At 44.5% G+C, this 23,931-nt stretch carries 19 protein-coding genes and 3 pseudogenes; 11 read left to right on the forward strand and 11 right to left on the reverse strand.

Annotation, left to right across the window (positions count from 1 at the left end):
* Positions 1-16: 16 nt before the first annotated feature.
* Complete coding sequence (locus DXX93_RS19580) at positions 17-451, forward strand: DMT family transporter (protein ID WP_258872724.1); 435 nt, start codon at positions 17-19, stop codon at positions 449-451.
* Positions 452-491: 40 nt separating this feature from the next.
* Here DXX93_RS19580 and gpsA read toward each other — a convergent pair whose 3' ends face one another.
* From gpsA to DXX93_RS19600, 4 genes are all read right to left on the reverse strand, one after another.
* Positions 492-1,499 carry an NAD(P)H-dependent glycerol-3-phosphate dehydrogenase gene (gene gpsA / locus DXX93_RS19585; RefSeq protein ID WP_116009580.1) on the reverse strand — a complete coding sequence of 336 codons (1,008 nt, stop codon included), beginning with the start codon at positions 1,497-1,499 and terminating at the stop codon, positions 492-494.
* Between the two features lie 8 nt (positions 1,500-1,507).
* Positions 1,508-1,993, reverse strand: coding sequence for a protein-export chaperone SecB (gene secB / locus DXX93_RS19590; protein WP_116009581.1), 486 nt, complete (start codon positions 1,991-1,993; stop codon positions 1,508-1,510).
* A 134-nt stretch (positions 1,994-2,127) separates the two neighbouring features.
* Entirely contained in the window at positions 2,128-2,388 is a 261-nt protein-coding gene (gene grxC / locus DXX93_RS19595; RefSeq protein WP_116009582.1) for a glutaredoxin 3, read from the reverse strand.
* A gap of 22 nt (positions 2,389-2,410) precedes the next feature.
* Positions 2,411-2,839 (reverse strand): rhodanese-like domain-containing protein, encoded by a 429-nt coding sequence (locus DXX93_RS19600; protein ID WP_116009583.1) that lies wholly within the window; start codon positions 2,837-2,839, stop codon positions 2,411-2,413.
* A gap of 198 nt (positions 2,840-3,037) precedes the next feature.
* Here DXX93_RS19600 and gpmM point away from each other — a divergent pair, with 198 nt between their 5' ends.
* From gpmM to DXX93_RS19615, 3 genes are all read left to right on the forward strand, one after another.
* Positions 3,038-4,579 carry a 2,3-bisphosphoglycerate-independent phosphoglycerate mutase gene (gene gpmM, locus DXX93_RS19605; protein WP_116009584.1) on the forward strand — a complete coding sequence of 514 codons (1,542 nt, stop codon included), beginning with the start codon at positions 3,038-3,040 and terminating at the stop codon, positions 4,577-4,579.
* An 18-nt stretch (positions 4,580-4,597) separates the two neighbouring features.
* Positions 4,598-5,803: a murein hydrolase activator EnvC family protein gene (locus DXX93_RS19610; RefSeq protein WP_147302727.1), complete on the forward strand. Its 1,206-nt coding sequence runs from the start codon at positions 4,598-4,600 to the stop codon at positions 5,801-5,803.
* Positions 5,804-5,918: 115 nt separating this feature from the next.
* On the forward strand, positions 5,919-6,638 hold the full coding sequence (locus DXX93_RS19615; protein ID WP_258872725.1) for a divergent polysaccharide deacetylase family protein: 720 nt from the start codon (positions 5,919-5,921) through the stop codon (positions 6,636-6,638).
* Positions 6,639-6,758: 120 nt separating this feature from the next.
* Here the strand turns inward: DXX93_RS19615 and DXX93_RS19620 are convergent, their stop codons facing one another.
* On the reverse strand, positions 6,759-7,517 hold the full coding sequence (locus DXX93_RS19620) for a S1 family peptidase (RefSeq protein ID WP_116009587.1): 759 nt from the start codon (positions 7,515-7,517) through the stop codon (positions 6,759-6,761).
* 105 nt (positions 7,518-7,622) lie between these two features.
* Between DXX93_RS19620 and DXX93_RS19625 the strand changes: the two genes are divergently transcribed.
* The 6 genes and pseudogenes from DXX93_RS19625 to DXX93_RS21255 form a co-directional block, all read left to right on the forward strand.
* Positions 7,623-8,480 carry a patatin-like phospholipase family protein gene (locus DXX93_RS19625; RefSeq protein ID WP_116009588.1) on the forward strand — a complete coding sequence of 286 codons (858 nt, stop codon included), beginning with the start codon at positions 7,623-7,625 and terminating at the stop codon, positions 8,478-8,480.
* Positions 8,481-8,607: 127 nt separating this feature from the next.
* On the forward strand, positions 8,608-10,200 hold the full coding sequence (locus tag DXX93_RS19630) for an acyl-CoA ligase (AMP-forming), exosortase A system-associated (RefSeq protein ID WP_116009589.1): 1,593 nt from the start codon (positions 8,608-8,610) through the stop codon (positions 10,198-10,200).
* Between the two features lie 4 nt (positions 10,201-10,204).
* Positions 10,205-11,431: a pyridoxal-dependent decarboxylase, exosortase A system-associated gene (locus DXX93_RS19635; protein ID WP_116009590.1), complete on the forward strand. Its 1,227-nt coding sequence runs from the start codon at positions 10,205-10,207 to the stop codon at positions 11,429-11,431.
* A gap of 135 nt (positions 11,432-11,566) precedes the next feature.
* Positions 11,567-12,337 carry a PEP-CTERM/exosortase system-associated acyltransferase gene (locus tag DXX93_RS19640; protein WP_116009591.1) on the forward strand — a complete coding sequence of 257 codons (771 nt, stop codon included), beginning with the start codon at positions 11,567-11,569 and terminating at the stop codon, positions 12,335-12,337.
* 14 nt (positions 12,338-12,351) lie between these two features.
* On the forward strand, positions 12,352-13,212 hold the full coding sequence (locus tag DXX93_RS19645) for a ThiF family adenylyltransferase (protein WP_116009592.1): 861 nt from the start codon (positions 12,352-12,354) through the stop codon (positions 13,210-13,212).
* A 183-nt stretch (positions 13,213-13,395) separates the two neighbouring features.
* A pseudogene (locus DXX93_RS21255) lies at positions 13,396-13,934 on the forward strand (transposase); the annotation flags it as partial.
* 261 nt (positions 13,935-14,195) lie between these two features.
* On the opposite strand, the gene DXX93_RS19660 reads toward DXX93_RS21255, so the two are convergent.
* Positions 14,196-15,155, reverse strand: coding sequence for an IS1595 family transposase (locus DXX93_RS19660; protein ID WP_116009595.1), 960 nt, complete (start codon positions 15,153-15,155; stop codon positions 14,196-14,198).
* Between the two features lie 107 nt (positions 15,156-15,262).
* Here DXX93_RS19660 and istB point away from each other — a divergent pair.
* Positions 15,263-15,978: pseudogene (gene istB, locus DXX93_RS19665) on the forward strand (IS21-like element helper ATPase IstB).
* Between the two features lie 18 nt (positions 15,979-15,996).
* Here istB and DXX93_RS21235 read toward each other — a convergent pair.
* The 5 genes and pseudogenes from DXX93_RS21235 to prsT (DXX93_RS19690) all read right to left on the reverse strand — a co-directional run.
* Positions 15,997-16,104: pseudogene (locus DXX93_RS21235) on the reverse strand (IS110 family transposase); the annotation flags it as partial.
* 104 nt (positions 16,105-16,208) lie between these two features.
* On the reverse strand, positions 16,209-17,027 hold the full coding sequence (locus DXX93_RS19675) for a PEP-CTERM sorting domain-containing protein (protein ID WP_116009596.1): 819 nt from the start codon (positions 17,025-17,027) through the stop codon (positions 16,209-16,211).
* Positions 17,028-17,247: 220 nt separating this feature from the next.
* Positions 17,248-18,303 carry a hypothetical protein gene (locus DXX93_RS19680; protein ID WP_116009597.1) on the reverse strand — a complete coding sequence of 352 codons (1,056 nt, stop codon included), beginning with the start codon at positions 18,301-18,303 and terminating at the stop codon, positions 17,248-17,250.
* 49 nt (positions 18,304-18,352) lie between these two features.
* Positions 18,353-21,112: an XrtA/PEP-CTERM system TPR-repeat protein PrsT gene (gene prsT / locus DXX93_RS19685; protein ID WP_116009598.1), complete on the reverse strand. Its 2,760-nt coding sequence runs from the start codon at positions 21,110-21,112 to the stop codon at positions 18,353-18,355.
* 12 nt (positions 21,113-21,124) lie between these two features.
* A complete protein-coding gene (gene prsT / locus DXX93_RS19690) occupies positions 21,125-23,866 on the reverse strand; it encodes an XrtA/PEP-CTERM system TPR-repeat protein PrsT (protein WP_116009599.1) in 2,742 nt (913 codons plus the stop codon).
* Positions 23,867-23,931 lie beyond the last annotated feature (65 nt).

Here is a 23,931-nt window from a genome sequence, read left to right on the forward strand (position 1 = left end):
CAATCTTGGAATATATTTGTTACTGCCATTTAGCATACTAATTGGCTTCTCACTGGCATCACAGGCAGGCGTAAACTCTCAACTTAGGTTGGCATTAAGCAACCCGATACAAGCAGCTTTTATTTCGTTTCTGGTCGGCACTATAGTGTTGGGAATAATCGCCTTAATTCAAGGAGATCCTTGGTTTAGACCCAATTCAGTGGCGACAATTCCTTGGTGGGCATGGCTAGGTGGAGTATTCGGTGCATTCAATATAGCGATGTCTATATTCTTAGCCCCTAAGCTAGGTGCATTAGTCTTGGCAATTTCAATAGTATGTGGACAGGTGATTGCATCCTTGGCATTGGATCAAAATGGTTGGCTGGGATATCCCAAAATTGAAATTACATTTAATCGAATACTCGGCGCAATATTTCTAGTGGTTGGTATGTTGCTAGTCACTAAAAAGTAAGGCGACGAGCTAGCGATAAATCGAGTAACAGGCTAGGCTGTTACTCAAATTTCTTTTCGCGAGAAAGTAAGTCAGATGCGGCTTGCAGCGCGGGTTTACCTTGATAAAGCACTTGGTAAACTTGCTCGACAATTGGCATCTCCACCCCTTGGCGCTCTGCGAGCATAAACACTTCTTTGGTATTGCGATAACCTTCGACCACTTGGCCAATGTCGGTCATCGCTGTGTCTACATCTTTACCTTGGCCTAATGCCAAGCCAAAACGTCGATTTCGCGATTGGTTATCGGTACACGTGAGCACAAGATCGCCTAAACCAGCCATGCCCATAAAGGTTGCGGGTTCAGCGCCTAATGTTGCACCTAAACGGGTCATTTCCGCCAAACCACGTGTAATCAGTGCCGTGCGGGCATTAGCGCCAAAGCCAATACCGTCAGCCATGCCAGCACCAATAGCGATCACATTCTTTACGGCACCGCCAAGCTGAACACCGATAAAGTCGTTATTACTGTATACGCGGAAGGTTTTTTCACAATGCAGCAATTCAGACAGTTCAGTGACAAAACTGTCGTCGGTTGATGATAACGAAATCGCAGTCGGTAAGCCCGCCGCCATTTCTTTGGCAAAGGTTGGCCCTGAAAGCACACCTAAGCTGATATCGCCACCTAGAATATCACGCGCCACTTCTTGCAATAAATGGCCAGAGTCAGGATCTAACCCTTTGGTTGCCCACGCTAACTTGGCATTGGCATTAAGGTGAGGTTTAACTTGTTGCAACATATCACCAAACACATGGCTAGGCACGACCACAAGCACAATATCACTGGCTTGAACTGCGCGGGCAACATCAGGCTCGATGACTAAGCTATCAGGGAACTGGCAACCGGGCAGGTATTTCTCATTACTACGCGATGACGCCATGGCTTGCATTTGCACTTGATCACGGCCCCAAAGCACAGTGCGGTGACCATTTCTGGCGAAACATATAGCAAGGGCAGAGCCATACGACCCTGCCCCTATCACAGATATTTTGGCTGTTTGCACAGTCATGGCCTCAACTAGTGAGCTTCTGTGCTCGCCGCTTCTTGCTGCGCTTGGCGTTGTTGTAAGTAAGAAGCAAACAAAGCGTCAAAGTTTACTGGTGCTAAGTTAAGCTGTGGGAATGAACCACGGTTAACTAGGTTAGCAATGGTTTCACGTGCATACGGGAATAAGGTATTCGGGCAGAACGCACCGATCATATGTGCTAATTGACCTTCGTCAATATTGCCAATGGTGAAAATACCCGCTTGTTGTACTTCCGCTAAAAATGCAGTTTGACCTTCAACCGTTGCCGTTACCGTCACCGCCAATACCACTTCATAAGTTTCGTCGTGCAACTTGTTTGAGCGAGTATCAATGTCTAGCTTAACTTCTGGCTTCCATTCTTTTTGGAAAATCGCTGGTGAGTTAGGTGTTTCAAAAGAAATGTCTTTAGTGTACACACGTTGAATCGCAAACTGAGGTGCCGCTTGCTCTGCTGGGTTTTGATTTTCATCAGCCATTTGAAATATTCCTATTAATTTATTGCACGGCAAGAGTCACTGTGCGTTTCTGTTATTACTATGTTTTAGCTAAATAGCGCTAACTAACGTTTTAAAATGCTATTTAAAACTTGGTATTCAATTCGTCGCGCGATTTATTGCGCGAGTAATGCATCTAGTTTTTTGGCGTGCTCTAATGCGACTAAATCATCACAACCGCCAATATGGGCATCATTAATAAAAATTTGAGGAACCGTACGGCCGCCATCTGCACGCTCGATCATCACATCGCGTAATTCGCGTTGCTTATCGATGCGGTACTCAGTGTACTCGACTTCTTTGTAATCAAGCAGCGACTTAGCTCGGCTACAGTAAGGGCAATACCCTTTTGTATAAATTTCGATTTTTACCGCCATAACGACCTCTTTAAATTTTTATCTACTTCTTGGCAACTGGTAAGCCAGCACCAACCCATGCATTCATACCACCTTTCAACAAACTCACTTGGGTAAAGCCTGCTTTCATCAGTTGATTCGCGACTTTTGTTGCCGTTAAACCAGCGGTGCATACGACAATAATGGGTTTGTCTTTATGTTTTTCAAGGGCGGCAAAGTCATTTTTATTGGCTTTTTCTTGCGTTAAGTGAACGGCATCAATAATGCGACTAGTTTTGAATTCTTTGTCAGTTCGAATATCGACAACTACGCCGTTTTCTTTGTTGACCTGAAACGTTAATTCTTGCGGTGATAACTGTTTTACCGGTGACATTTTGATCATCACAGTGATCACAATAATTGCAACGAACAATGCGACCCAAGCAGTGCTTAGCAATGGGTGATTGGCGGCAAAAACCATTAATTGATCCATAAATACTTACCATTGTGGGTTGAAACTAAAAACGCCGACAGTATACAGACTTCACCAGCCAAACCCAAACCTATGCCGCCAGTGATATTTATCTACTCGATAAACACCGACAAATTTCCCGTTAGCTAGTGCTATTGGCCGCCATCTGTGTAAAATAATCTTCCAGTTTTTCGCCAATTTAGAATTAGGAAATATCGAATGCCAACGAAGAAGCCAATGGTACTACTTATCCTTGACGGCTGGGGTTACCGTGAAAACCAAGAATCAAACGCTATTTTTCACGCCAACACTCCTGTACTTGACGACTTGAAGGCGCGCTTTCCTAATATGCTCATTGGTACTTCTGGCATGGCCGTTGGCTTACCGGAGGGGCAAATGGGCAACTCAGAAGTTGGGCACGTTAACCTTGGCGCTGGTCGCATCGTGTATCAAGACTTCACTCGCATCACCAAAGCCATTGACGATCAAACGTTCGTTGACAATAGCGCTTTGTGCAGCGCGGTTGATAAGGCCAAAGCTGCGGGCAAAGCCCTACATATCTTCGGCCTGATGTCGCCGGGTGGTGTGCACAGCCATGAAGATCACATTTTTGCCATGATGGAGCTAGCGAAAGCTCGCGGCGCTGAAAAAGTATACCTGCACGCCTTTTTAGATGGTCGCGACACGCCACCACGCAGTGCTCACGACTCACTAGTCAAGGCGCAAGCTAAATTCGAAGCACTAGGCAATGGTCAAGTTGCGTCAATTGTTGGCCGCTACTACGCCATGGACAGAGATCAACGCTGGGAGCGCGTGGAAGCGGCCTACAATTTGATGGTCAGTGGCCAAGCAGAATATCAATACGGCTCTGCTGTCGATGCCTTAGCAGCAGCTTATGATCGCGACGAAAATGACGAGTTTGTCAAACCTAGTGTCATTACCGACGCTGATGGCCAAGCAATCACCATTGAAGATGGCGATGCTTTGGTATTTATGAACTTTAGAGCAGATCGCGCACGCCAATTTACGCGTGCTTTTGTCGACTCGGCGTTCGATGGTTTTGAACGCGCCAAAGTGCCTGCCATTAGTGATTTTGTCATGCTCACTGAGTACGCCGCCGACATCAAGACGAGCTGCGCATTTCCGCCAGAGCCACTCAATAACGTGATGGGTGAATGGCTAGCTAAGCACAACAAAACGCAATTGCGTATCTCTGAAACAGAAAAGTACGCTCACGTGACCTTCTTTTTTAGTGGTGGTAAGGAAGCCGAGTTTGACGGCGAACAGCGTATTTTAGTACCGTCACCGCAAGTAGCCACTTATGACTTACAACCAGAAATGAACGCGCCCATCCTAACCGACAAACTGGTTGCCGCGATTGAAAGTGGTGAGCACGATTTTATCGTTTGTAATTACCCCAATGGCGATATGGTCGGTCATACCGGTAAATTTGATGCTGCCGTAAAAGCCTGTGAAGCCGTTGATAAGGCCATTGGCCGCGTGGTTGAAGCCTTGCAAAAAGTTGGCGGTGAATGTTTGATTACCGCCGATCACGGCAATGCTGAGCAAATGGTAAACCCAACCTCTGGTCAAGCACATACCGCACATACTTGTGAACCTGTACCGCTGATTTATGTTGGCCGCAGTGCAACGCCCGTCAATGATGGCGCGCTGAGCGATATTTCCCCAACCCTATTGTATTTAATGGGGCTTGAGCAACCAGCGGAAATGACGGGTAAGGTGTTGATGCAACTGAGCTAGTACGACCCCGTGCACTTGTTGAGAAAAAAACCACGCACCGCAACTGGCTTTGCCGCTAGCGGTGCACTGTCGATTGCCTTGGCCGGCGCGCTGGTAACAGCGTTAGCAATTGCCCCAAGCGCGGCCTTGGCGATGCAAAATCAAGCTCAAAGTAAAGAGCAAAACACTCAGGGTGGCTCTAAAAAACAGCTCTCATCGGTTCAAAGGGAAATTGCAGAGCAGAAATCTGCCATTGTTCAGGTCAGCAAAAAACGTCGCAAGCTCAATGCCCAACTCAAGAAAGATGACTTTGCCATCGCAAAAGTGGCCAAAGCCATTAACACTACGGGCAAGTCGTTAACCGCGACGCAAAAAAAACTCACCAGCCTGGCAAAGGAAAAGCGACAGCTGACAAAAGACAAGCAGCAGCAAGAAAAAGCATTGGCACATCAGCTGCGCACAGCCTACACCACAGGCCAGCACGATTATCTAAAAATGCTCCTCAATCAGGAAGAGTCAAGTCAAGTGCAGCGCTCGCTAACCTACTATCAATACCTGAACAAAGCCCGAATTGAAGAAATAGAGTCGTTTCAAGCAACCATTGCAAGGTTATCGGAAGTTGAAGTTGAACAGCAAGCAAAAGCGGCGCAGTTAGCTAACTTACAAAAGACACAGCAAACACAGAGAAAAGCGCTAGAGCAAAGCAAGCAACAACGCAAAGCAACACTGACCGCACTGCGCAAGGAGCTATTATCGAACAAGCAAAAACTCGCCAAACTTGAACAAGAAGAAGCAAACCTTGTCGCCGAATTAGAGCGCTTGGCGCGTCAAAGTGCATTAGCTAAGAATTTACCGGGACTAGGCAAGTTAAAACGTAAACTGCGTTGGCCAGTAAGTGGCCGAGTGAAGCATTCTTTTGGCACGCGAAAACAAGGTTATTTGCGTTGGAAAGGCGTTATGCTCTCTGCGGGTGTCGGCAAGCAAGTGACCAGTATTTATTCCGGTAAAGTACTCTTTGCGGACTGGTTAAAAGGCTATGGCTTAGTGACTGTGATTGATCACGGTAAAGGGTACATGAGTTTGTACGGCCACAATCAAGCACTATTGAAAAATGTTGGCGATACGGTTGAGCCGGGTGAGCCAATTGCACTCGTCGGCCAAAGTGGCGGGCAAAGTGAGCCGGGTCTGTACTTTGAGATACGTCATCGAGGCAAAGCCGTCAACCCGAAAATTTGGTGTAAATAATCCCAACGCCTTCCAAGAACGCATCGACCAACTTGAGCAAAGCTGATAGGCTTGCGTTATAACAACAAAATAAAATGCTAAGTTCGTGATTCGCTTCTTCTCCGTTTTTTTGCTTTTGGTAAGCACACTTGCGCACGCTAAACCTGCTCAAATCGCCATTGTCATTGATGATATTGGCTATCGTACAACCGATCGGCAGGTGCTGACTATTCCCGGTAATATCACCTATGCCGTACTGCCTCAAACCCCTTACGGAAAACGCATTGCAGAAGAAGCTAATCGCCGCAATCAAGATGTTATTTTGCACATACCGATGGAATCGACGCAGGGTAAAAAACTGGGGCCTGGGGCACTCACAGCCAACATGAGCGAGGCCGCTATTGCCGCTTCGCTTGATGAATCTCTACAGGAAGTCCCCTTTGCCATTGGCATTAATAACCACATGGGCAGCCATTTAACGACCTTGGCGAAACCTATGTTGTGGACAATGAAGTTTCTTAAAAAACGAGAATTGTTGTTTCTCGACAGCGTCACCAGCCCCAAATCATTAGGAAGAACTATCGCCGATCGCATGGGCGTGCCAGCCATGAGCCGCCATGTTTTCTTAGACAATCAATTGTCTCATCAATACATTGCAGGCCAGTTCCAACAGCTGATAAATAAGGCCAAGCGCCAGCAAACTGCGATTGCTATCGCCCATCCACATCCAGAAACCGTGGCCGCCTTAACCAAGCTGATCCCCCAACTTAAACAACACGGTATTGAATTAGTGCCCTTGTCCGCCTTGTATCGCAAAACCAGCTACGGTGGGTCACTAACGGCAAGTGCAGAATAATTCGCGTAAAACCAAGCGCGTAAAGCAGGTACATAAAATCAAGTTGCTTTAGCTCACTTGCTTTAACGCGCACTCAGCGGAAATACCAACTCTCTGGCACTTGATGATGCTGGTGCTAGTTTATTCTGAAACTTGGTTATCACGCATTAGTTTACGTAAGTGTCGAACGGGGATTGCATAAGTGATACCGCTGGGATTGGAAATAACCGCCTCTTTGGTACTTTGCACAAAGACTTTGTTGATAACGCCAATCACTTTCCCCGTTTCGTCATAAAGCGCACTACCACTGTTACCGGGGTAAGCCGTACCGTCTAATTGATAAACCATATAAGGGTCGCGCAACCGCTTGAGCATAGTGATCGACATCTCGCGCGTGTCTTTCACCGGGATCACAACCGGTGTAATACTCGCTAACATCGCTTTATGGGTAACCGGAAACAAGCCGAGAATGGCGCCTATGGGAAACCCCGTGAAGCCCACTTCGCTGCCTTCGGGATAGAAATCATCGCCGGCAAGCGACATGGCAGGAAGTCGCTCTCCTTCGATTTTTAATATCGCTAAGTCGTGATAGCGAGATGACCCAACAATTGTCGCTTTACGCGCTTTAGCATCACGGCCAACTCCGACAAAAACCACCATTTCTTGTAATCGCTCGGGATCGAGGACTTCTGGTAAAACGTGGTGATTAGTCGCCACATAGTGGCCGTTGCCAATCACAAAGCCTGTGCCGCGCAATTCATTTTTAGGATTGCCTAGAGGTGTATAAACACCAATACCAACAACTGATGGCTTCACTTTTTTAACCAAGCTAACCATATCGTGACCATAGGCAGTATTTACCAGTAAAAACAACGCAATTAATGAGGTCAAGATGCGCATAAACCTTCCTTTGTAGTGAGCTAGTTTCATCTCTAAGTCTGTCAATTTTAGGTAACTTTTCCAACTATAAACCATAATAATGCTAATTGTTGGCGAGGTTTAGCTATGACGACAAAAATAATCCCTATTATGGCAGGAGGCGGAACCCGGTTACCTGCCCATATTGGTATTCTACGAGCACTGGCACAGCTCGGTGTTGAGTTTGATGATATCGTTGGCGTTTCCGGCGGCAGTATTGTTGCCAGCTTATACGCCGCCGGCCATTCGCTGGAGCAAATGAAGCATATTGCGATCAATACGGACTACAACCAGTTTCGCGAGTTCTCCTTATTAAAATTGATCCGCAACGGCGGGCTAAGCTCAGGTGATTTTTTTGAACGCTGGGTCGATGAGCTGCTTGCGGGTAAAACCTTTGCGCAAATGGATAAGTCATTGCATATCGTCGCTACTGATGTGAAAAGCGGCCAACCGGTGATATTTGATCGCGAGCGTACGCCCAATATGAAAGTCTCACTTGCCGTACGATTTTCAATGTCGATTCCGCTCGTGTTTAGCTTCAAACCTTTTGGCAAACGCATTATGGTCGATGGCAGTATTCTCTCAGAAGATGCCCTGCATCGCGATTGGGATGGTAATTCTACCCCTGTGTTATGCTTTCGCCTGCGCGGCGAGCATGAGTATCAAGACCTGAAAGTCACTGGCTTGCTGCCCATTTTCAATTACATCACCTTGCTCATTCGTACTTTTATGACGACATTGTCACGCGAATACATCAACGACGCGTTTTGGCACAATACGATTGTGGTCAACACTGGCGATTGCTCTGCCGTTGATTTCAATCTTACGAGACAACAAAAACTCGCCTTATTCGAAACGGGCTACACTACGGCAAGAGACATTATTCCGGTGAAAACAAAAGTAAAAACAGCGGTACAACCCCAGTTGTCTGGGTTCAACGGCTAATACCCCTCACTTCAATGGTGAACAAACCCGTGCCTAAGGCTTGTTAACAGGGTGTGAACATGGTCATAATAACAAGCAATCGCGGTATCCGCCGTTTCTCTGGTACATATTGCTTTCAGGATGAAAAATGGCCATTTTATTACACGAACTGATTGAACGAAGCGCATTAAAAACGCCTGATGCAACTGCACTTCACGATAAAAATCAGCAACTCACTTACCAAGCGCTGGCACAGGCAGTCAACCATCTAGCAAGCTGTATGCAGGCGATTGGGCTAAAGCGCTATCAACGCCTTGGTGTGTACCTACCGAAAAGTATTGAGGCCGTTGAAGCTATATTTGCTTGCTCTGCCGCCGGAGGTACCTTTGTACCGATTAACCCTGTGCTAAAAGCGCCGCAAGTGAGTCACATTGTTAACGATTGCGATATCCAAATACTCATCACCAACAAAGCAAGGCTAACGCCGTTAGCAGAGCGCATTACTCAACTCCCTAGCCTGAAATATGTAATCTTATTAGACGCCAATGATGAAGAAGCACGCCAAATTGGCGAGGCGAAAATCATTAGCTGGGGGCACTTTGCTAATCACAGTACACAAGCATTAACATTACACACGCAAACCGCAAGCGATATGGCGGCGATTCTCTACACATCAGGCAGTACAGGCAAGCCCAAAGGCGTTGTTTTATCTCATCACAATATGGTGGTGGGTGCGCAATCAGTTGCACAATATTTGGAAAACACCGCAGACGATGTCATTTTGGCTGTGCTACCGCTCAGTTTTGACTACGGTTTAAGCCAGCTTACAACCGCTTTTGCTGTTGGCGCGTCATGTGTTTTACTGGATTACTTGCTGCCGCGCGATGTACTTTCAACCATAGACAAATACCAAGTCACAGGACTTGCCGCGGTGCCGCCACTCTACAGTCAGTTATGCAGTTTGAAGTGGCCTGATGGCAGCGGCCAATCCATTCGTTATTTCACCAATAGCGGAGGTGCTTTAACACAAGCAAATCTCGCCACACTGCGCGAAAAATTGCCTCAAGCGAAACCTTATCTGATGTATGGCCTGACTGAGGCATTTAGGTCGACTTATTTGCCACCAGAGCAAGTAGACAATAAACCCGGCTCAATGGGGAAAGCAATTCCCAATGCAGAGGTGGTTGTGGTTAAGTCAGACGGCACGAGGTGCGCGCCAGATGAGCCTGGTGAGCTGGTTCATATTGGCCCGTTGGTAAGTTTAGGCTATTGGAATGCCCCTGAGAAAACGGCCGCCCGTTTTAAGCCAGCGCCAGGTAAACCTCAAGGTATTATGTTATCAGAAATGGCGGTCTGGTCCGGCGATACCGTCAAGCAAGATGAGGAAGGTTATCTCTATTTCGTCGCGCGAGCAGATGAGATGATCAAAAGCTCTGGCTATCGCATCAGTCCAATGGAAGTTGAAGAGGCGTTATATCAGCACGAACACGTTGCAGAAGCTGCGGTGATTGGTGCCAAGCACCCAGAGTTAGGCCAAGCCATCGTGGCCTTTGTGCTGGCCTCAACCGAAACCAGTCATGAAGAACTGAGCAAATCGATTAACAAGCATTGTCAGAAACAGCTCGCCAACTTTATGGTACCTAAACGGATCATTGTGCTTGATAACATGCCACACAATGCTAACGGCAAAATTGACCGCGCTATGCTAAACCGCGATTACCAAGGGATTTACACGGATTAACGTTATGAAAGCACATGATTCACTAACGCCATTTCAACAGCAAAATCATCAACTAATGATTGGCGATAAAACGCTTTCACACATTGAGATGCTGGTTGGGCGAACACCATTTTATGTTTATGATCGCGTAACGCTTGCACAAACCGTTAAACAACTCAAAAACGCACTCCCCCCAGAAATTTCGTTACACTACGCGATAAAGGCCAACCCGTATCCCCCTTTGGTCAACTTTATGCAGCCACTTGTTAGTGGTTTCGATGTCGCCTCAAGCAAAGAAATGTTGCTCGCTATTCAGTCGGGCATGCCCGCCAATGAAATTAGCTTCGCAGGCCCCGGAAAAACGGAAGACGATATCCGCGCGGCTATTGTTGCCGGTATTACCTTGCACGCTGAATCGCTCACCGAGATTAATCGCGCAATTGCGCTAGGTAAGCAACTCGCGCTAAAGCCCAATATTGCCATTCGCATCAACCCAGCATTTGAATTAAAAGCATCAGGCATGAAAATGGCTGGTGGTGCCAAGCCTTTCGGTATTGATCAAGAGCAGTTACCGAGTATTTTGGCTGAGTTGGATTATCAAGCGCTTAACTTTCGCGGCTTTCATATCTACGCTGGTTCGCAAAACCTAAAAGAAGCAGCGTTGATGGAAATGCATCAGAAAACCTTTGCGTTAGCGGAAGAACTAGTTGCCATGACACCCGTACCCATTGACTACATCAATATTGGTGGCGGCTTAGGTATTCCGTATTTCGCTGGTGAGCAGCGGCTTGATTTATCATTAGTCACAGACAATTTAGCGAGTCTTATCGCCCAATATTCAACGCTAAAAGATATAGAATTGATCATGGAGCTTGGCCGCTACCTTGTGGGGGAAGCTGGACTTTATGTGTGCAAGGTTGTTGATGTCAAAGAATCGCGCGGCACGACCTATGCGGTTTGTGATGGCGGCTTACACCATCATCTAGCGAACTCTGGTAACTTCGGACAAGTTATTAGAAAAAACTATCCAGTGGTTGTAGGCAATAAAGTAGGTTGTTCGAATGACGAGTTGTCTACAGCGACAATTGTCGGCCCGCTTTGTACCCCACTCGATATTCTGGCGGATAAAGTGCCACTCCCTCCCATTGAAATCGGTGACTATATCGCCGTTTATCAGTCGGGCGCTTACGGTGCCACAGCCAGCCCACAAGCGTTTCTGAGCCAACCTGAATTGAGTGAAATTTTATTATAAATTCATTGGTTTAGCTTTATGTAAAATTTTCAGACAATCGCTGATTATTTGGTGAAATATCAAAATAACTTGTTATAGTTAGTTAAGGGCGTACAAATAAACGCCAATTTTTGATGTAACAACGATGGAAAAGATATGGCCGGATATTCATTAGCCGAAAATTTCGCCCAACATTTTCAGATTAAGTTTGCCAACACTAAGGCACTTCGACAAGAAGCCTTTAAAATTCGCTATGGTGTGTATGCAGCAGAGCTTGGATGGGAGCCTGAGAACGAACGCCATATGGAAACAGATGAATGTGACGACTACGCATTCCACTGTCTACTAGAGCACAAAAGAACGGGGGTATACGCTGGCTGCGTGCGGCTGGTGATTCCCCCATCCAATCAACCAGAGCTAAAGCTCCCCTTTGAAGCGCACTGTTTAGAAAGTGCTCGAAAAGACGTTATAGATTCGACGCAACTGCCGCGTGGTAGCTTTGGTGAAATATCTCGTCTAGCGGTGTTATCAAGCTTTCGTCGTCGTGAAAATGAAAAAAATGTGCCGTTCGTGCTGAAAAGTATCAACCCTGCAACTGTTTATACCGAAGAAGAGCGCCGCAATTTTCCCAATATTGCCATGGGACTATATATAGCTGCTGTGGCGTTGGCAGACATTTGTAATCACAGGGGAGCATTCGTTATGATGGAGCCTAGACTCAATCGCCGTTTAACACGTTTTGGTCTACCATTTGTTCAATGCGGTGAAGAAATGGATTATCATGGCATTCGTGCTATGTTTCATCTTGAACGTTCAGGTTTTTGCTCTCATCTAAGTCCTGAATTAGCTGAACTATACCAAAAGATATTCAACGATCTGTCGAATCAAATGTTCCTTGTTCCTTTTGCCAACCCACTAGATAAATAATATGGAAATCTCACATGAGTCATACGTTTGATTACGATATCGCCTTTTCTCGTAATATCGGGTGGGTGACCGAAGCAGAGCAGCAAATAATAAAGAGTAAACGTATCGCTATTGCCGGAATGGGGGGAGTTGGCGGTGACCACGTACTAACGCTAGCAAGGCTGGGGATCACCAAATTTAATCTTTCCGATTTTGACGAGTTTGGTTGTGAGAACACCAACCGACAAGTGGGCGCTACCGTTGACACCTACGGCCAGAAAAAACTTGATACCATGATTGCTATGGCAAAAGCCATTAATCCTGAAATTGAGTTTAAAACTTTTCCTGAGGGCATAAACGAAGCAAACACCGAAGAGTTTTTAAAAAATGCCGACTGCTATGTCGACTCACTCGACTTCTTTGCCCTTGAAGCGCGCAAGCGAGTATTTCGACTATGTGCAGAGAAAAACATTCCTGCGACCACGGCAGCCCCGATTGGTATGGGAACCGCCTACCTTAACTTTTTACCCGGCGGGATGACATTTGAAGAATATTTTCGCCTAGAAGGTTACAGCGAAAATGAACAGTACCTGCGTTTTTTCCTTGGCCTAACACCTGCCGCTTTGCAACAAGCTTATCTTGTCGACCCGAGCAAGCTGGATCTGGCAAACAAAAAAGGCCCATCTACTACCATAGCCTGTAAATTAGCCGCTGGCGTCACGGGAGCCAATGTTGCCAAGATTCTGCTAAATCGCGGCGATGTTATAGCAATACCTTATGGCTTACATTTCGATGCCTACACCAACCAGTTCAAGAAAACATGGCGACCAGGTGGCAATAACAACCTGCTCCAAAAGCTAGCGTACAAATTAGCTAAACGAAAAATGAATATATAACTTTTCACTTTTCCAACTACCTACATCTATAAACTTTGAGCCAATGGTTTGACTTTATTTTTCATAAAGTGCACATGTATTAAAAGTAAATTAACCTGGACTGCGCATAAGAAATTGAACTAAATGCCCTAGTGATGATCAGATCTTTCGACCAAGAGACACAAGATTACCAAGGACAAGGGCATGAACAACTTAGACTCAATTTATGTAGGTGTCAGTGATTTTTGTTTGTCATTTGAACCACAATGGTAAGCACACTTAATTGCAACAGTTGAGAAGCAACGGATCAAGCCATCACGGCTAACGTCTAGCGAAGTAATGACCATTTTGATTGCTTTTCACCAATCAGGTTATCGAGACTTTAAAACCTATTACACTCAATTTGCTTGCCAATATTGGCGACACTATTTCTCCGACTTGGTCAGTTACACGCGAGTGTTGAAGCTGCTACAAACCGTCTTACCTGACTTATGCAGCTACCTCAAACAACGATTTGCCAAGCCAACAGGCATTGCGTTTATTGACTCTACCTCATTGAAAGTTTGTCACAATATGCGTATTCCTAGACACCAAGTTTTTACTGATGTTGTTGAGTGAGGCAGAGGCACACTATAGGCTGGTTTTCTGGCTTCAAACTTAATCTGATAATGAATGGTGAGGGTGGATTATTCGCGGTAAAAGTCACTGCGGGTAATGTTGATGATAGAAGGCCGATGTTAGATAACCTAATATATGGTCTCCTCCTGTATTGCAAGGTACAAGCAACTAGATAACAGTGACAGGATTGCAGTCATATATTCGGCCTATTGATGAGTCATTGGCTTTCACCTTTTGACTCTGGCCTAGATGTAAATCGCGCATATTGTCCTTATCAGGTTTTCGCGGTGTATCCGCTGAGGTTTTTAGGTTTTCAATATGCCAGTTTGACCTGTTATGCCATCTATGCATATTCCCATGCATCGCGATCACTAAAATAACACTGGCTATGTCTGAATTAACTGTGTCTGCGCTAATAACAAATTGTTTTCATTCGGGTTAGTGCGAGTTTCAAAAAATCTATCCCATGCTAGATAATTCGATAGATACTTGGTTGCAACCCCATGAAACCGCTTCATCCAATTGTGCAACCGACCATGATAAGCATTGACGTTTTGAATATGAAAAACTTTCTCTACTACCCTGATACCTTTAGAAAAATTAATTTCTTTATGAGCAATATTTAATTGCTTCGCCATGACTCGATACGAGCGAAAGCCGTCGCTACATAGGACAGAGTCTTTCGCAATTTTATGACTAAAAAGTTCAGTAAGATGGCTCGCTTTTTCAGTTTCTAAGCAACTGTCAAAAACGTGGTTCTCTCTATCTCTAGCAATTAAAACCGGTACCCAGTCACCTTTCTTACGGCCTCGACCTGCTTTATCCTTTCCCCGTTTATGGGCTGCTCTCCCTAAATGCTTAGTGCCTTTTTCGGAATATCGAAATAAAGTTTCATCCATTTCAATTATCCCAGAAAGTGTGACGTCGCCTTGTTTGGTCATCAGTGAAAGAAAACGATGACGCCAATTAAACGCAGTATTTTTATTGATGTGACAGCGCTGTGCACTTTTCCTAATCGTTAGACTATCGAGCATGCATTTAAAATACCTCAGGCATTTGTCGAGGTGCCTCAAGCGATAAAAAGGTGTGTTATAGGTACACATAAAGGTTCGCTGGCAATCTTCGTTATTGCAACGATAGCGCTGGCGGTGAGACACTTTCCCATACTTTTTAATCTGCCGAGAGTGACAATGCGGGCATTGATTAACCTCTTCACGTTTTGTGTGCAAAAAGTCTAAGCACCCTTGTCCACTCAGTTGACCCTCAATAAGTGTTGATAGCCTTTGTTTATCAACAGTATCGAGTTCACTAATGAGTTGTTCTAATGCTAACAGTGATTGGTTCATGTGATGTCCTTAATTACGTCTACATGTATTTATATACAGTACAGCAACAATTATACAGGACATAGCCAATAACATTGATGCCGATCAGGTAATTAACCACGTTAAAACTGAGCGGCGTGAAAGCCGCGTTAGCCCAACAGGCAGAGCAGCCGAACCTCTATATGGAGCAAAGCTTCGAAGAGCGTTTAAGCTTGTTGCTTGATCATGAAATTACTGGTCGAGAACAACGGCGTATTGAACGACTGACCAAACAAGCGAAGTTCAGGCTTAAAGCGAATCTCAATCAACTTGATTACCACATCGAGCGAGGGCTGAGCAAAGACAAGATCCACAGTCTCGCTCAAGGCGAATGGCTCAAGCAGCACCATAACCTACTCATAACAGGGGCAACAGGTTGTGGTAAAACGTACCTTAGTTATGCACTCGGACATCATTATCGCCAACAGGAATACAGCATTTACTACTTCAGGCCCAAAGAATTACTGGAAAAGCTGTTTATGGCACAAGCTGATGGCAGTTATCGCAAGCTTATTCACAAACTCAAAAGCTGTGATTTACTGATCTTGGATGACTGGGGGTTGGAGCCACTGAACGCCCAACAGCGCAGCGACCTGCTTGAAATCATTGATGCGAGATATGATTTTAAATCGACCTTGATCACCAGCCAACTACCTGTAGCGAATTGGTACGAAATGATCGGCGAATCAACACATGGGATGCGATCTTAGATCGGCTAGTTCACAGCGCGATCAAACTCGAACTAAAAGACGAATCGATGAGAAAAAGAGTAAATCCGTTGACGGATGCCGATCACGTCAGTTAGATTTTTACAAGGTCTACAATCGTGAGAAATGGTGATTGCCCAAGCCATTCTTGCCATTTTGTTTGCGTAAGCTACACAAGCTTTATTGTGTCCTCGTCTGGCTACCAACCGATTTATCCAGAGACTGAGTACATGGCTCTATAATACAAAACGCCCGATGAAGTACACCGAGCGCTTAGAAGAAAATAGTGACAACATACTACTATAACGGGATAACAACTGACGTTACATTAGTGTTTTCTGCGTCTCAAACCTGCAAAGCCAAGCATTGCTAAACCAATTAAAGCAATTGAAGAAGGCTCTGGGATTGTTGATGCACCTCTAAAGTCAGCAGTACCAAATAATTCAAGTCCATCTGGTGTTGCTCCGCCGGGAATAGGTTGGAAGCTAGTACTAAAGAAGACATCCGTGCCAGCTACTTGGGTATTAGTGTCAAAATTATTAGCCGCTAAACCGCCGCCACCAAAGGTAAAATCAACATCTAGTGCACCAGCGCCTGTACCAGCATCACCGCCACCGCCAAAGGTCGAAAGGTCGGCTTCAATACTGACTAAGCCGGGGTGAATGGTGCTCGCTTGATCACGGGCAGAGAGTGCTAACCACAAGGTACCATCATTGGCTGTCGTTCTATCGTTGCCATCATACGGTGTTGACAATGGATTATCGACGTAAAAGCGAATCCACCCACCGGTGAATCCAAGATCAGCGCCCGGCGATTGCGGAATGACACTCGAAAGCTCAAAACCACCAAACTCGTATGTTAGCTCACAAGAAGGGCAAAAAGTGCCTTGGTTTGTGTTATTCAGCCCTGTTACGATACCGAAGCCAGATAATGTTGTAACAACATCATCTGCTCCATTTGCTGCATTTTCAGCACCAAAAATACCGTCAGGACCCGGATCCAACAGGTCTTCAATTAAGTTGGAGTTAGACGTCCAGTCGAATAAACTCGAGGGTTCCCAAACAACTCCCCCGACATTTACAGCTGATGCATTAGCCGACAAACCTAAAGCTAGCGCACCACCGATTAAAACATGTTTTATTTTCATAATTATGTCCTTCCTATAATTAATCTCTTCAAATTAACCTAAATTCAGCTACTAACTACTTGCATGTCATGCTAAAAAGCTGCTCACATAGATATTTGCAAGATTGAAGCCAAAAAGAAAAACCAATTCAAAACGTTGTTTAATCTAGTTTTTTTGGACTGAATAAGTTGCTAATCACGTAGGGGTGGTTTTAGCTGTAAAATAATTAGACAGTCAATTGTTACTTTTCAAATGATGACTGCGCTCTTCGACCCGTTTTTTCTATTGCACCTGCAATAAAACCAATTCTGAAAAACAATAACCCGCGCCCTTTTGCTAAACTGGCAGTCAGATTATTTAAATCTGACTCGACAGCTGATAATGTCTCAAGTTGGTTTTTTCCAACATTAGGCTTTATCAAACTCAAAACACCTGGTGCAGCATATATTTGTACCGACAAGCCCATCTCGGTACATTTAAGCCAAACCCGCTGCATCTGTCGGCCTGAATTTACTATTGATTTTCTAGACTGAGCAGAAGTTGTTAGTAACAGAAGAGCCGGTGATTGCTTTATTGGTAATACCACTGATTTATTTGCAATTTGCTTGCTCGCCCCCAAGGCATTTAGTACTTGCATTACTGGCCAAGCGCTGAGCAATTTAAATCCGAGCGTTTCAAACCATTTAATTCCTAGGACATTTAGATTCATCCCCGTGGGTGAGTGCTCTCTATTGAATACTACCGTTTTGAATATTTCTTGGTGAAGCTGTTGAGATTCGAACCTTACTTGCTCAGCTTTGGCGATAGTAGGAATGATGTTTAAAATATCTTGGTTTTGATTAAAGCCTATCAAGCCATGTTCCGAATCATTAACCACATCTTGTATATCGCTTAACATTCTGTCATCAACAACACCTGTAAAGGGGAATCGACGATCAGTACACCTTGCAGGAATACAATTAGCGAGCGATAGTTCACTATCATTACCACTATTAGATTGACTGAACTTAATCTGTGCTATATCAAATGGTTTACCATCACCATTTGGAAATAATTCAACTTCACCATGATAACCAATGGTCATCGCCTCTAAGACAATCGACTCAATAACTGCTCCTACAGCTAAGTCAGATAATACAAAGGTGCTGTCGGTAGCCTCTCCAGATAAGCTTTCATCCAAAAACAATAACAGTACATCATTGCCTTCCCAGCCATATAGCCAAGGTTGTGAATTATCCGCAGAAGGTGCGCAAATACCTGCTTTTATCAATTTTATCTTTTGTGTGTCGGTTAACATAATATCTTTAAACCTGCTGCCTATGAGAATAAGAAGTAACGTTTGTGCATCAGTTTAATTGACTCAACAGGTCCTCTATCTCAGGTTTTCGAGTCTGATTAGCGCTGTGCAATGCTAGCAATATAGCCTTAGCCTCTTGGCTTTTGTTTAAGGCGATATAGCCTTGGGCTAGACTAATGTGAGCATCTACATCTTTGGAGCCCGCAGCTAACGCCTGCTCCAAAATAACAATACCTTGATGGTGATTATTATTAGCCACCAAAAGAACGCCATATGTCTCAAGTAGCATAAGGTTTTTGGGTTGCTGTTGATGCGCTTTCTCTATGGTTTTAATAGCCTGCTCAGATAGCTGAAAATTATGCTGGTGCCACGCTAAATTATTAAGAGCGGCAATATTGGCGGGATTTTTAGCAATTAACCAATTATACTGCTCGAAGATTTTTTCCTTATTTTCTTTGGTGTAGAGCTCCGCCAGAAGTAACCTTAATCTGGTGTTGTTAGGGTCTCCTTCGAGGTAGACTTCCAAGGTCTTTTCGGCTTCAGCTTGCTGGCCATTAAACTTCAATGCTCTAGCGAGCCTAACGGCATTGACGCTATTTGGGTTGTGTTGATAAACAGATGTGAGGTGTTCAACCGATGTAGCGAAATCTCCTTCCAGCATAGCTATCTTACCGACCAATCGGTCAATAAATGGATTGTTTCTATTATTCTGCCTAAATTGCTCGATGTGTTTTTTTGCGGCCTCAATGTTATTATTTTCAAGCTCTAAATGAGCCAGCAGCATCTTTATACGAGGATTATTAGGGAATACTTGATTAGCTGCCATAGCTGCTTTTAGCGCTTTGGGCACGTCACGAGATAACTCAAGGCTTCCGATTAAACGCAGGTTTAACAAATAATGCTCTGGATAAAGCTTTAGGCCAGCAGCAAAAGACTCGTTGGCTTCAACAAACTTATGCTGCTGGGTATAAGAGTCTCCCAGTATTACCCAGTAGCCTGGCGGCAAACTTTCGTTAGCGTTAAATTCTTCCAGTAGGGATATTGCTTTGTCGACTTGCTTATTGAATCGATAATTTTGAGCTAATCCCAAAATAATACTGATGTTATCAGGAGAAGTCCCCCTTAATTCCTCTAAAAAGCCAATGGCGTTGGAGGCTTGATTAAGTTTCACACTCAACGACGTAAAGCGCTGGATAGCGACTTTATGGCCTGGCTCAAGATTCAACACGCGACGGTAATAGTCGAAAGCCAAGTCAGGCGACTGTTCGTGCAAAAAGCCGAGATTAAGCAATGCCATGATGCTATTTTCATTAACTTTTAGCGCCTTATTGAAATTCTGTATTGCATCACCGTATGCTTTTTTCTCAATTTGAATAAGGCCGTTTAATAAGTGACCGTATTCCGATGTGTTTTCCAATGATAGAAATTTCTCTGCAATTTCTTCCGTTTTGAATATTTCACCACTTTTTAGGTATTGCATGGCTAATGACAGCTCGACTTCTGCTAATTCAGAATCAAGTGCCAAGGCTTTTTCTAAAGATCGTATACCTGCTTCGTCTTGATTAGATAATAAAATAACGCCTTGCTGAGCTAATACTTGAGCATTATTAGGTGATAAAGCCGTGGCTTTGGAAATCACCTTTTGTGCGGCCTCCAAGTTTCCAGAGTTCGCCATTTCAAAGCTTGTTAGCTGTAAAAGTGATGTATCATCAGGCGTCAATCCGTCCATTGTGGCTAGAGAATTTGCGGTTTCATTATCATAACCAAGCTTTATTTTAACTATGGTTAGCACCTTAAATACTGGATGAGACGGTTCAAAATAGTTTTCAACGCGAATAAGATTTTCGTATGTCTGCTCTAATTGGCCTAACTGATAAGCGCTCAAGCCTATTAAGACATTTACTAGCGGGGACTTATTCCCATATTGCTCAGATAACTCTGCGTAATTCTTTGCCTCCTCAAAGTGCCCTTTTTGATACTCAATTTCTGCTTTATATTGATTGCCTAAAGGTGAGGTTCCAAAGACTCTCAACAGTGCTAATAATTTTTTATCTGCTTGCTCATACTGCTCTGCTTTAATTAGGCTATTAATATTAAAAAATGCTGCCTTATGATCTTTTGGCGTTATCGCCAAGTAGGATTCTAAAACACTATTAGCAGACTGGTATTGCCTTTGACTGTAGAGTGTAGAGGCTTTAAATAGCATTGCATCTCGATGATTTGGCGCTCGAATGAGTATCTCGTCGACGAGTAGTAAGCTCTTGCTATAGTCCTGTTTAGTGTGTGCCAAATAGGCCTTGGCAAACTGAGCTTGGAGGCTTTGTTGATCTAATCCAATAATTTGGCTAAAAAGGTCTTGAGCTTCCTCAATATCTTGAGTGGCTACCGCTGATACGCCTGCATAGAGAAGTACTGAAGCATAGGCGTTTTCTTCAATGTTAACGGCTTGCTCCATAATTTGCTTGACACCATGGTGGTCACCTAACTTGGCTCTTACAGATGCAAGTTCTGGAAGAACAACATCTAAACCTGCCCCTAATGACAGTGATTTTTCTAGCTCTTTCTCTGCACTAATGTAATTTCCTTGCTTTAAGTAAGCATCCCCGAGTCTCAAACGGGCAACAGGGTTTCTAGGTTCAGCTTTAATGGCGTTTTTAAGCTCGATAATTGCAGTATCAACGTCATTCGCTAAGAGTAGTGATGAAGCCTCCTCAATATGCTGTGTAGCTGACTTCTCGTCACTGCAGCCATATAACCCTGAGCTTGCGATGACTACCCAAACAATTACCGGTAACGAAACCTTATTCATAACTAAGTCCTTCTATGATGAAATTTGTTTTTCGAGTACTGCTATTTTTTCTCTCTGTGTGATATTTTTTGCGTCAATAGCTGCAATTATTTTTCGAGCTTTATTAAGGCGGTTATTGGCAATTAAAGATTCGACATAATTGATGGCAATATCGACATCTTTAGCTCTCGACAGTTCATATGCTTTCTTCGCTTGCACGAGCGCTTTGCGCGTTTGCCCTGACTTCAACAACACTTTGCCGTAAGTATCAATAACACTGGCCACTTCTGGGGCAATGGCAATTGCTTTTTCTGCGTAATCTAGTGCCTGATCAAGCTGCCCTTGTTCCATGTAAAGCCAAGCGGTATTGTTGAGCGCAATAATGTTTGTTGGCTCCTTCTTGGCCATTTGCTCATATACACTTAACGCGCTGCCTGACTCGCCCGCTTCAAGCATTAAATTACCCAGTAAAGAGCCGATGCGCCCATCATAGGTATAATTGGCTAAGTGTGCTTTTAATATAGCAATAGCTTGTGGGTTTTGCTTTAAGCCCGTGTGGGCACCTGCAAGTAACATGGCATTTCGGGCGGTTGGCTGAGCTTGGTAGAAGGTTTTCAGATGCGTTGCTGCTGCTGAAAAATCTTGCTCTAATAACGCCAAACGTCCATATAACCCATGGCGAATTGGCCGCTCGGCAATTTCTGGTTCAAGCGCTGCAAGTAATGCTTTTGCTTCGCGAATGCGACGACTATTAATTAACACCTCCGCTTTAATCAGCTTTAAAGGCAAGCTTTCTGGTTGCTTTCTCAAGCCACTGTCAATGGTGCGAAGCGCGCTATCAAAGTCATTTTCCAACGCATAAACTTCTGCTAAATAAACGTAAGGTTCCAAGTGATAGGGGTTTACGCGGCGCCATTCGTTCAACGTAGTTTTAACTAGACTGTTATTGTCACTATAGCGATAGCCTACGACTTTCAATTGCCAGAAAAACTTAGGTGTTTGTATCGTGGGTGTAATGGTATTAAGTTGCGTTAACGCATCTTCAATCTGGCCTCGACGGAACAATGCCTCTGCGTAAACCAAGATAAGGTTTGTGTTGTCGCTCGTTTGATTTAACTTTGCGGTGATTTCATTTAGCGTAGCGTCTGATTTATCTAACTGCAGGAGTGCACGCATCACGCGGATGTTGTCAGGCGAGATCGCTTTGGCCTGTTGTAATAGCTCAACCGCTTTTTCTTGCTGCTTTTCTCTCAAGGCAAGTTGTGCGAGTTGTAATAAGGCGTAAACATTCGGTTCAACCGCCATGGCTTGTTCTAACAGTTTTTTCCCAACCAAAGGTTTACCTTGCTTGAGCGCGATAGCCGCAGACAAATTAAGCCCATCGGGCTTATCTGGGTAACTTTGTTGCCATTTATTGGCAATTCTTTCTGCCTTTGCAAAATCTCCTGCGCTAAGCGCCATATAGGCAATCGCCAGCTCCGCTTTTATTAACTCAGGATCTAACGCTACGGCTTGCTCTAGTGACTTTAGTGCTTGCTCGTCGTTAAGCATGAGCTTGAGCATGCCGTCTTTCAACAACTGCTGAGGCGAAGTTTCGTCGACATTAACCGCTTCAACGATCGCCCTTGCTTCTTCTTGAGCACCCGCTTGTAACAATTTGAAGCTTAGTGCTGAATAAAAATCAGCGCCTTGAGTCTCATCTTGATCTATCGTACCAAGTGTCGCAGACACATCTTCAATAATTCCCAATTCCAACTGGCTAGCAACAAGCATCTTACGCGCGAAGTGATCTGCTGGAAGGTATTTAATTAGCGGTTTGATATAAAGCATGACTTGTTCATGCTTACCTAGATAAAACGAGCTGACACCGGCAACTAAACGCAGGTTCGCTTGGTTCAGGTTGTTATTAATCGCAATTTCCGCATGACGATGAGCTAATTCATAGTCTTTTTCCTGCGCGCGAACCATAGCTTTGACAAAGTTCGCCAAAGGCTGGTTAGGTAATACTTTGAGTATGCGATCGGCATAAAGCTCAGCTTGTTCAAATTGCTCAGCTTTTAAAAAGGCATTTGCCACCAGTAGTTCAACAACGCGCTGCTGCGGTTGCAGTGCTAAATACTTGAGAAAATTCTCGCTGGCCAGACTGTAGTCGCCATTGGCGGCGGCAATATTGCCCAAGAGTAGTATTGCTTCTGGCTGGCCTGGAATGATCGAAAGTGTTTGTTGCGCAGCTTGCTCTGCCTTGACTAAGTCCTGCTGTTCATAGTGCATAAAGGCATTAGCTAAAACAGTATAGCCATGCGCAGCATCAGCCGCTTGCATCGTTCGCTGAATATCAATGGCGCTGTCGACTTCATCCAATCGAATTTTGCTCAACAATTGATAAAATTGCACGCTTAGCGATGCATCTTGAGTAAGCGCATTGACTGATAACGCTAATGCGGAATCAAAATCTTCCGTCAGATAGTGGCTTCTCGCCAATAGTGGTAACACCGCATTGGTATCAAATTTCGCTCTTTGGGCTCTTTCTAGCTCTTTACTCGCGTTTACGGCATTGCCTTGAGACAAGTAAAGTCGTCCGAGAAGATAGCGAGCCTCGCCATTGTTGGGCTCAAGTTTTATCGCATTTTTTAGGGCGATAACCGCACTGCTGTCCTTTTGGCTCTGCTCGGCCAGCTTAGCTTCTTGTAGATATTGTGTAGCACTCTCTTTTTCGCTACACCCAGTCGCTAACAAACTGGCAAGCGTAATAGCAATGATTGTATGTTTATTCATTATTATTTATTTCCGTATACTTTTTACAATACAAAAAAGCTCATCATCTGATGAGCTTTGTCATA

Source organism: Thalassotalea euphylliae, from assembly GCF_003390335.1.
Lineage (GTDB): Bacteria > Pseudomonadota > Gammaproteobacteria > Enterobacterales > Alteromonadaceae > Thalassotalea_F > Thalassotalea_F euphylliae_B.